The sequence below is a fragment of the Mesorhizobium sp. M7A.F.Ca.US.002.01.1.1 genome, from assembly GCF_004022955.1.
GTDB lineage: Bacteria > Pseudomonadota > Alphaproteobacteria > Rhizobiales > Rhizobiaceae > Mesorhizobium > Mesorhizobium ciceri.
This window is the reverse complement of sequence record NZ_RZQE01000028.1, coordinates 20,806-27,956: the sequence shown is the minus strand read 5'-3', so window position 1 is coordinate 27,956 and position 7,151 is coordinate 20,806. Positions and strand designations below refer to the sequence as shown.

General features: G+C 62.2%; 5 protein-coding genes. 4 read left to right on the top strand and 1 reads right to left on the bottom strand.

Annotated features, from left to right (window positions below):
• Positions 1-1,133: ROK family transcriptional regulator (locus tag EN932_RS05675; RefSeq protein WP_164890433.1), on the bottom strand; the 1,133-nt coding region annotated here is incomplete at its 3' end.
• A gap of 228 nt (positions 1,134-1,361) precedes the next feature.
• On the opposite strand from EN932_RS05675, the gene EN932_RS05670 reads away from it, so the two are divergent.
• From EN932_RS05670 to EN932_RS05655, 4 genes are all read left to right on the top strand, one after another.
• Positions 1,362-2,378, top strand: a complete 1,017-nt coding sequence (locus EN932_RS05670; protein ID WP_024503693.1) for a sugar ABC transporter substrate-binding protein — start codon at positions 1,362-1,364, stop codon at positions 2,376-2,378.
• Between the two features lie 159 nt (positions 2,379-2,537).
• Positions 2,538-3,599 (top strand): ABC transporter permease, encoded by a 1,062-nt coding sequence (locus tag EN932_RS05665; protein WP_013532703.1) that lies wholly within the window; start codon positions 2,538-2,540, stop codon positions 3,597-3,599.
• Positions 3,575-4,384 (top strand): ATP-binding cassette domain-containing protein, encoded by an 810-nt coding sequence (locus EN932_RS05660; RefSeq protein ID WP_224621066.1) that lies wholly within the window; start codon positions 3,575-3,577, stop codon positions 4,382-4,384. Before EN932_RS05665 ends, EN932_RS05660 begins: the two co-directional genes overlap by 25 nt.
• 232 nt (positions 4,385-4,616) lie before the next feature.
• Positions 4,617-7,085 carry a glycogen/starch/alpha-glucan phosphorylase gene (locus EN932_RS05655; protein ID WP_024503694.1) on the top strand — a complete coding sequence of 823 codons (2,469 nt, stop codon included), beginning with the start codon at positions 4,617-4,619 and terminating at the stop codon, positions 7,083-7,085.
• The last annotated feature ends 66 nt before the right edge of the window (positions 7,086-7,151 follow it).

Sequence of the window (7,151 nt, the reverse complement as noted above, 5' to 3'; positions counted from 1 at the left end):
GTTCCCTCGCGAATGGCGGGCAGCTTCAAGCCTTCGCCGTCGATCGTGGCGATTGCCGCAATGATGGCGTCGACCAGCTGGCGGCGCACCGCCTTCGGCATCCAGCCGTCGATCACCGCCGCTTCGAAATCGATGATCGAGGATGCGGCGACGATGGCGTAAGCGAGCGCCCTTGAGGCGCTGGCGATCCAGCCGTCGAGTTCGGGTCCGATCTCGCCCCAGTCTTCCGGCGAGGTCCACAGATGCGAGGCCTCGATGCCGCGCGCATTGAGCGCCTTTTCGAGCATGGCGATGGAAGCGACATCGATCAGTTGGGTCGGCTTGCCGTCCGGCCCGGGCACGGGCATGGAGCCGAGCGCTCCGGCATTGCCGGTCGGGCCGCCAAAAAGCCGGCCGTTCAGCACGATGCCGCCACCGGCAAAGGCGCCGATATAGAAATAGACGAAGTCACGCGCAGCGCCCGCCTGCCCGAAGACGAGTTCGGCGCCGCAGGCCGACGTGGCGTCGTTCTGCAAATAGACCGGAAAATCGCATTGCGCCTGGATGTCGGCCCTGATGTCGCGGTGACGCCATTCGTCCATCACGTCGCGCGGGGCGCCGGCGGTATCGGCCCAGTTCCACAATTCGAACGGCATGGCGATGCCCAGCCCGGCGATGCGCTTGTCTTGCGCGGGCGTGAGCTCGCCGCGCATCTGCCGCATGCCGTTGCTGACGAAGTCCATCGTCTCGCGCGGCGCCGGGTAGCGATAGGAATGCTGCAGCATCGAACGGACATTGCCAAGGAAGTCGATCAACACCAGTTCAGCGCTGCGGCGGCCGATCTTCAGGCCGATGAAGAAAGCGCCTTCGGGATTGAGCGCCATCGGGATGGAAGGCTGGCCGATCTTGCCGCGCAACGGCGCCTGACGCAGCAGGAGGCTTTCTTCCTCCAACTCGCGCATGATGACCGAAACCGTCTGCGCCGAAAGTCCGGTCATGCGGGCGATGTCGGATTTTGCCAGGCTGCCGTGTTGACGCACCAGCGACAGCACCAACCGCTCATTGTGGTCGCGCATGCCGCTCTGGTTGGTGCCGCGGTGAATGAGGCTGTCATTCACCTCGGGCGAACCGTGCCTCGCAATGGCCGTTTCCACCCTGTTCCTCCCGTCGTTTCCCCTCAATGCTTTTGGGCCAGAATGGGTGAACGAAGCAATGCTGTCAATAATAAATAAGAGTGATTTAATTATTGACACGGGCTTCGGCCTGGTGTCTGTTAAGGCAGCGTCCACGCTGGGAGAATTTCGTTGGATGCGCTGCAGGTGCCGGTTGGCCGGCATCGGAATGGTTCCACTGGGAGGAAAATCGTGACCAATACAAAATTGTTGAAATCGACCGTGTTTGCCGCCGCGGCTCTGGGGCTGATGGCGTTTGCCTCGTCCGCATCCGCGGCCGGTGTCGGCGCCTGCCTGATCACCAAGACCGACACCAATCCCTTCTTCGTCAAGATGAAGGAAGGCGCGACCGCGAAGGCCAAGGAACTCGGCGTCGACCTCAAGACCTATGCCGGCAAGATCGACGGCGACAGCGAGAGCCAGGTCGCGGCGATCGAAAGCTGCATCGCCGATGGCGCCAAGGGTATCCTGATCACCGCATCCGACACCAAGGGCATCGTGCCGACCGTGAAGAAAGCGCGTGATGCCGGCCTGCTGGTGATCGCGCTCGACACGCCGCTCGATCCGATCGACGCCGCCGATGCGACCTTCGCGACGGACAATCTCGAAGCAGGCAAGCTGATCGGGGCCTGGGCCGCCGCCACGCTCGGCGACAAGGCCAAGGACGCCAAGATCGGCTTCCTTGACCTGACGCCTTCGCAGCCGACTGTCGACGTGCTGCGCGACCAGGGCTTCATGATGGGCTACGGCATCGATGTAAAAGATCCCAACAAGATCGGCGACGAGACCGATCCGCGCATCGTCGGCCATGACGTCACCAACGGCAACGAAGAGGGCGGCCGCAAGGCGATGGAGAACCTCCTGCAGAAGGACAACACCATCAACGTCATCCACACCATCAACGAGCCCGCCGCTGTCGGCGCCTACCAGGCGCTCAAGGCTGTCGGCCTCGAAAGCCAGGTGCTGATCGTTTCCGTCGACGGCGGCTGCCCCGGCGTGAAGTCGGTGGCCGAAGGTGTCATCGGCGCCACTTCGCAGCAATACCCGCTGCAGATGGCTGCACTCGGCATCGAGGCGATCGCCGCTTTTGCCAAGGACGGAACCAAGCCGAAGCCGACCGAAGGCAAGAACTTCTTCGACACCGGCGTCAACCTGGTGACCGACAAGCCGGCCACCGGCGTCAAGTCCATCGACACCAAGGAAGGCCTCGCCAAGTGCTGGGGCTGATGCCGTTCTGACCGGCATCCAAGGAACCTGAGCGGTCGGGGCTTGATCCCCGGCTGCTTCGGGTGGACGATGGCTCGCGTGACCGCGAACAATCCCGGCAGCAGACCGGAAAGGCGTGGACTGGCGTCGGCGTTTGGCTGAAGCCTACGGGGAGAAAACATGGCTCAAGCTCAGGAATTCGAGAAGGTTCTCTCGAGCAGCGACACCAGCGTTGCTGCTTTTGACGAGCACAAATCGGCCGTCAAGCGTATCCAGCATTTCTTGCATTCGACGCCGGCCGCGGTGCCGCTGATCGTCCTGGTTCTGGCGATCATCGTCTTCGGCATCACCATCGGTGGGCGTTTCTTTTCGTCCTACACGCTGACGCTTATCCTGCAGCAGATCGCCATCATCGGCATTCTGGGGGCTGCGCAGACATTGGTCATCCTGACCGCAGGCATCGACCTGTCGATTGGTGTGATCATGGTGATTTCAGCGGTGATCATGGGCAATTGCGCGGTCTCCTACGGCATGCCGAGCGCGCTCGCAGTGGCGATCGGGCTTGCCGCCGGCGCCGCCTGCGGGCTGCTCAACGGGGTGCTTGTCGCCTACATGAAGCTACCACCCTTCATCGTGACGCTTGGCACCTGGAACATCGTCATGGCCACGAACTTCATCTATTCGGCCAACGAGACGATCCGCGACACCGACGTCGATACCCAGGCGCCGCTGCTGCATCTCTTTGCCATCAGTTTCAAGGTCGGCACTGCGGTGCTGACGCTCGGCGTCATTGCCACGGTCCTGCTCGTGATGATCCTCTGGTACGTGCTCAATCACACGGCGTGGGGCCGCCATGTCTACGCCGTTGGCGATGACCAGGAGGCGGCGAAGCTGTCGGGCATCCAGACCAAGAAGGTGTTGATGACGGTCTACACCTTGGCCGGCCTGATCGCCGCTTTCGCGGCCTGGGTCTCCATCGGCCGCAACGGCTCGATCTCGCCGTCGGCTGCCGTCACCGACTACAATCTGCAGGCCATCACCGCGACGGTGATCGGCGGTATTTCCCTCTTCGGCGGACGCGGCTCCATCCTGGGCACGCTGTTCGGCGCGATGATCGTCGGCGTCGTTTCCATGGGCCTCAACATGCTGGGCGCCGATCCGCAATGGAAGGTGCTGCTCACCGGTGTGCTGATCATCGGCGCCGTGGCAGTCGACCAATGGATCAGAAAGGTGTCGGCATGACCATGACCCAGGAACCCATCCTCACCGCGCGTGGCCTGATCAAGCGCTATGGCCGTGTCACCGCCCTCGACAATGCCGACTTCGACCTTTATCCCGGCGAAATCCTCGCCGTCATCGGCGACAACGGCGCCGGCAAGTCGTCGCTCATCAAGGCGATTTCCGGCGCGGCCGTGCCCGACGAAGGCGAGATCCGGCTTGAAGGCAAACCCGTCGCCTTCAAATCGCCGATGGAGGCACGCGAAGCCGGCATCGAGACCGTCTACCAGAATCTGGCACTGTCGCCGGCGCTCTCGATCGCCGATAACATGTTCCTTGGCCGCGAGATCCGCAAACCGGGTTTTCTGGGCGATTGGCTGCGTATGCTCGACCGTCCGGCGATGGAAAAGCGCGCCCGCGACAAGCTTACCGAGCTTGGCCTGATGACCATCCAGAACATCAGCCAGGCTGTGGAAACGCTCTCGGGGGGCCAGAGGCAGGGCGTTGCGGTGGCGCGCGCGGCCGCCTTCGGCAGTCGTGTGGTGATCATGGACGAGCCGACGGCCGCCCTTGGCGTCAAGGAAAGCCGCCGCGTGCTCGAGTTGATCCTCGACGTCAAGAAGCGCGGCCTGCCGATCGTGCTGATCTCGCACAACATGCCGCATGTGTTCGAAGTGGCCGACCGCATTCACATCCACCGGCTCGGCCGTCGCCTCTGCGTCATCGATCCCAAGCAATATACGATGTCCGATGCCGTGGCCTTCATGACCGGAGCAAAGGTTCCGCCCGAGGCAGCGCTGGCGGCCTGATACATGTCGCCCAAGTGCTGGAGGGTTGGCGGCACGGCAAGCACGGAACAGGAATTTGAAGCGCGTCGCGCGACCGTCTTGGCGCGTCACACTTGCGAATTGCCAAATTGCCGCAGGGGGCATGCCGGTTCGGGCATGTTTAAATCGATTGAATATATAGCGGTATCAGCTAGCATGGGCTGGGAGGAGCGATGAAAGCCGGTATGATCATGGCAACCGCACGAGAGGCATCATGACGAGCGCGATGACATCCGAACCCCTTCCTCCACTGCTCGAAAATCCTGATCCCAAGACACTCGCACGTGAAGTCTTGGTGGCCCTCAAATACCGGGTCGGCAAGGATACCACCGTTGCGACCCAGTACGACTGGCTGACCGCCTCGATCAAGGTCGTGCGCGACCGGATCGTCGATCGCTGGATGCAGGCGACGAAGGAGGCGTACGATCAGAAGGAAAAACGCGTCTATTATCTGTCTCTGGAGTTCCTCATCGGCCGCTTGATGCGCGATGCCTTCTCCAATCTCGGCCTGATGGACAACATGCGCGAGGCCCTGTCGTCTCTGGGCGTCGATCTCGATCTCATCGCCGCACTCGAGCCGGATGCCGCACTTGGCAATGGCGGCCTCGGGCGGCTTGCGGCCTGCTTCATGGAAAGCATGGCGACCGTCGACATTCCCGCGCATGGCTACGGCATCCGCTATGCCAACGGCATGTTCCGCCAGGAGATTCACGACGGCTGGCAGGTCGAATTGCCTGAAACCTGGCTCGATCACGGAAACCCGTGGGAATTCGAACGCCGTGAGCGCTCGTTCGAGGTCGGTTTCGGCGGTTCGGTGGAATCGATCACCTCCAAGGACGGCCGCCTCGAACGCCATGTCTGGAAGCCGACCGAGCATGTGCTGGCCGTCGCCTATGATACGCCCGTCGTCGGCTGGCGGGCCAACCGCGTCAACACGCTGCGGCTCTGGTCGGGCATGCCGGTCGATCCGATCCTGCTCGACAAGTTCAATGCCGGCGACCACATCGGCGCGCTCGCCGAAAGCAACAAGGCCGATGCCTTGTCGCGCGTGCTCTATCCCGCCGATTCCCACAAGGCCGGGCAGGAACTGCGGCTTCGGCAGGAATATTTCTTCTCCACCGCATCGCTGCAGGACATCGTCCAGCGCCATCTCAGCCAATATGGCGACCTGAAGTCCTTGCCCGACAAGGCTGCGATCCACCTGAACGACACCCATCCGGCCATCGCTGTGCCGGAGTTGATGCGCCTGTTGATGGACGTCCACGGCATGGACTTCGATCAGGCCTGGGACATCACCCAGCGCACCTTCGGCTACACCAACCACACGCTGCTGCCCGAGGCACTGGAAAGCTGGCCGGTGCCGCTGTTCGAGCGGCTTTTGCCGCGCCACATGCAGATCGTCTATGCCATCAACGCTGAAGTGCTTCTGGAGGCGCGTGCGTCCAACCAGTTCTCGGACGAGCAGATCGGCCGCATCTCGCTGATCCAGGAAAATGGCGACCGCCGGGTGCGCATGGGCAATCTGGCCTTTGTCGGTTCGCACTCGATCAACGGCGTTTCGGCGCTTCACACCGACCTGATGAAGGAGACGGTGTTCGCCGATCTGCACAAGCTCTATCCCGATCGCATCAACAACAAGACCAACGGCATCACGCCGCGGCGCTGGCTGATCCAGTGTAATCCCGGGCTGACGTCGCTTGCCCGCGAGGCGATCGGCGACCGCTTTCTCGATGACATCGACGCCATCAAGGATCTCGACGGTTTCGCCGGCGATGCCGCCTTTCGCGACAAGTTCGCCGCCGTCAAGCGAGCCAACAAGGCGCGGCTGGCCAACCTCGTCGCCGACCGGCTCGGCATCAAGGTCGATCCCTCGGCGCTGTTCGATATCCAGATCAAGCGTATCCATGAATACAAGCGCCAGCTTCTGAATATCCTCGAGGCGATCGCCCTCTACGACCAGATCCGCTCGCATCCCGAGCGCGACTGGATGCCGCGCGTGAAATTCTTCGGCGGCAAGGCGGCGCCCAGCTACCACAATGCCAAGCTGATCATCAAACTCGCCAACGATGTCGCCAAGGTCATCAACCGCGATCCGGCCGTGCGGGGTCTGCTGAAGGTGGTGTTCGTGCCGAACTACAATGTCAGCCTTGCCGAGATCATGATGCCGGCCGCCGATCTGTCCGAACAGATCTCGACCGCCGGCATGGAAGCGTCGGGCACCGGCAACATGAAGTTCGCGTTGAACGGTGCGCTGACCATCGGCACGCTCGACGGCGCCAATGTCGAGATCAAGGAATGCGTCGGCGACGACAACATCTTCATCTTCGGCCTGACCACCGCCGAGGTCGCCGAGCGGCGCAACAACGGCTACGATCCGCGCGCCGTCATCGAAGGCTCGCCTGAGCTGGCGCAAGCGGTTGCGGCTGTTTCGTCAGGCGTCTTCTCGCCGGACGATCCGGAGCGTTACCGCGATCTCATCAACGGTCTCTACAACAGCGACTGGTTCATGGTTGCCGCCGATTTCGATGCCTATGCCGCCGCCCAGCGCGAGGTCGATGCGGTCTGGCGCAACAGTCCCGACTGGTACGCCCGGGCAATCCGCAACGTTGCGCGTGTCGGCTGGTTCTCCTCCGATCGCACGATCCGCCAATATGCGAAAGAAATCTGGAACGTGCCCGTCTGATGTGATTGCATGAGGCCGCAAACAATGTGGTCCCGGTGATGTGAATTGAATGTCGGATTCACATCA

Coding starts and splice junctions, on each gene's coding strand:
- EN932_RS05660 (WP_224621066.1), top strand. CDS start 3,575: ATGGATCAGAAAGGTGTCGGCATGACCATGACCCAGGAACCCATCCTC.
- EN932_RS05665 (WP_013532703.1), top strand. CDS start 2,538: ATGGCTCAAGCTCAGGAATTCGAGAAGGTTCTCTCGAGCAGCGACACC.
- EN932_RS05655 (WP_024503694.1), top strand. CDS start 4,617: ATGACGAGCGCGATGACATCCGAACCCCTTCCTCCACTGCTCGAAAAT.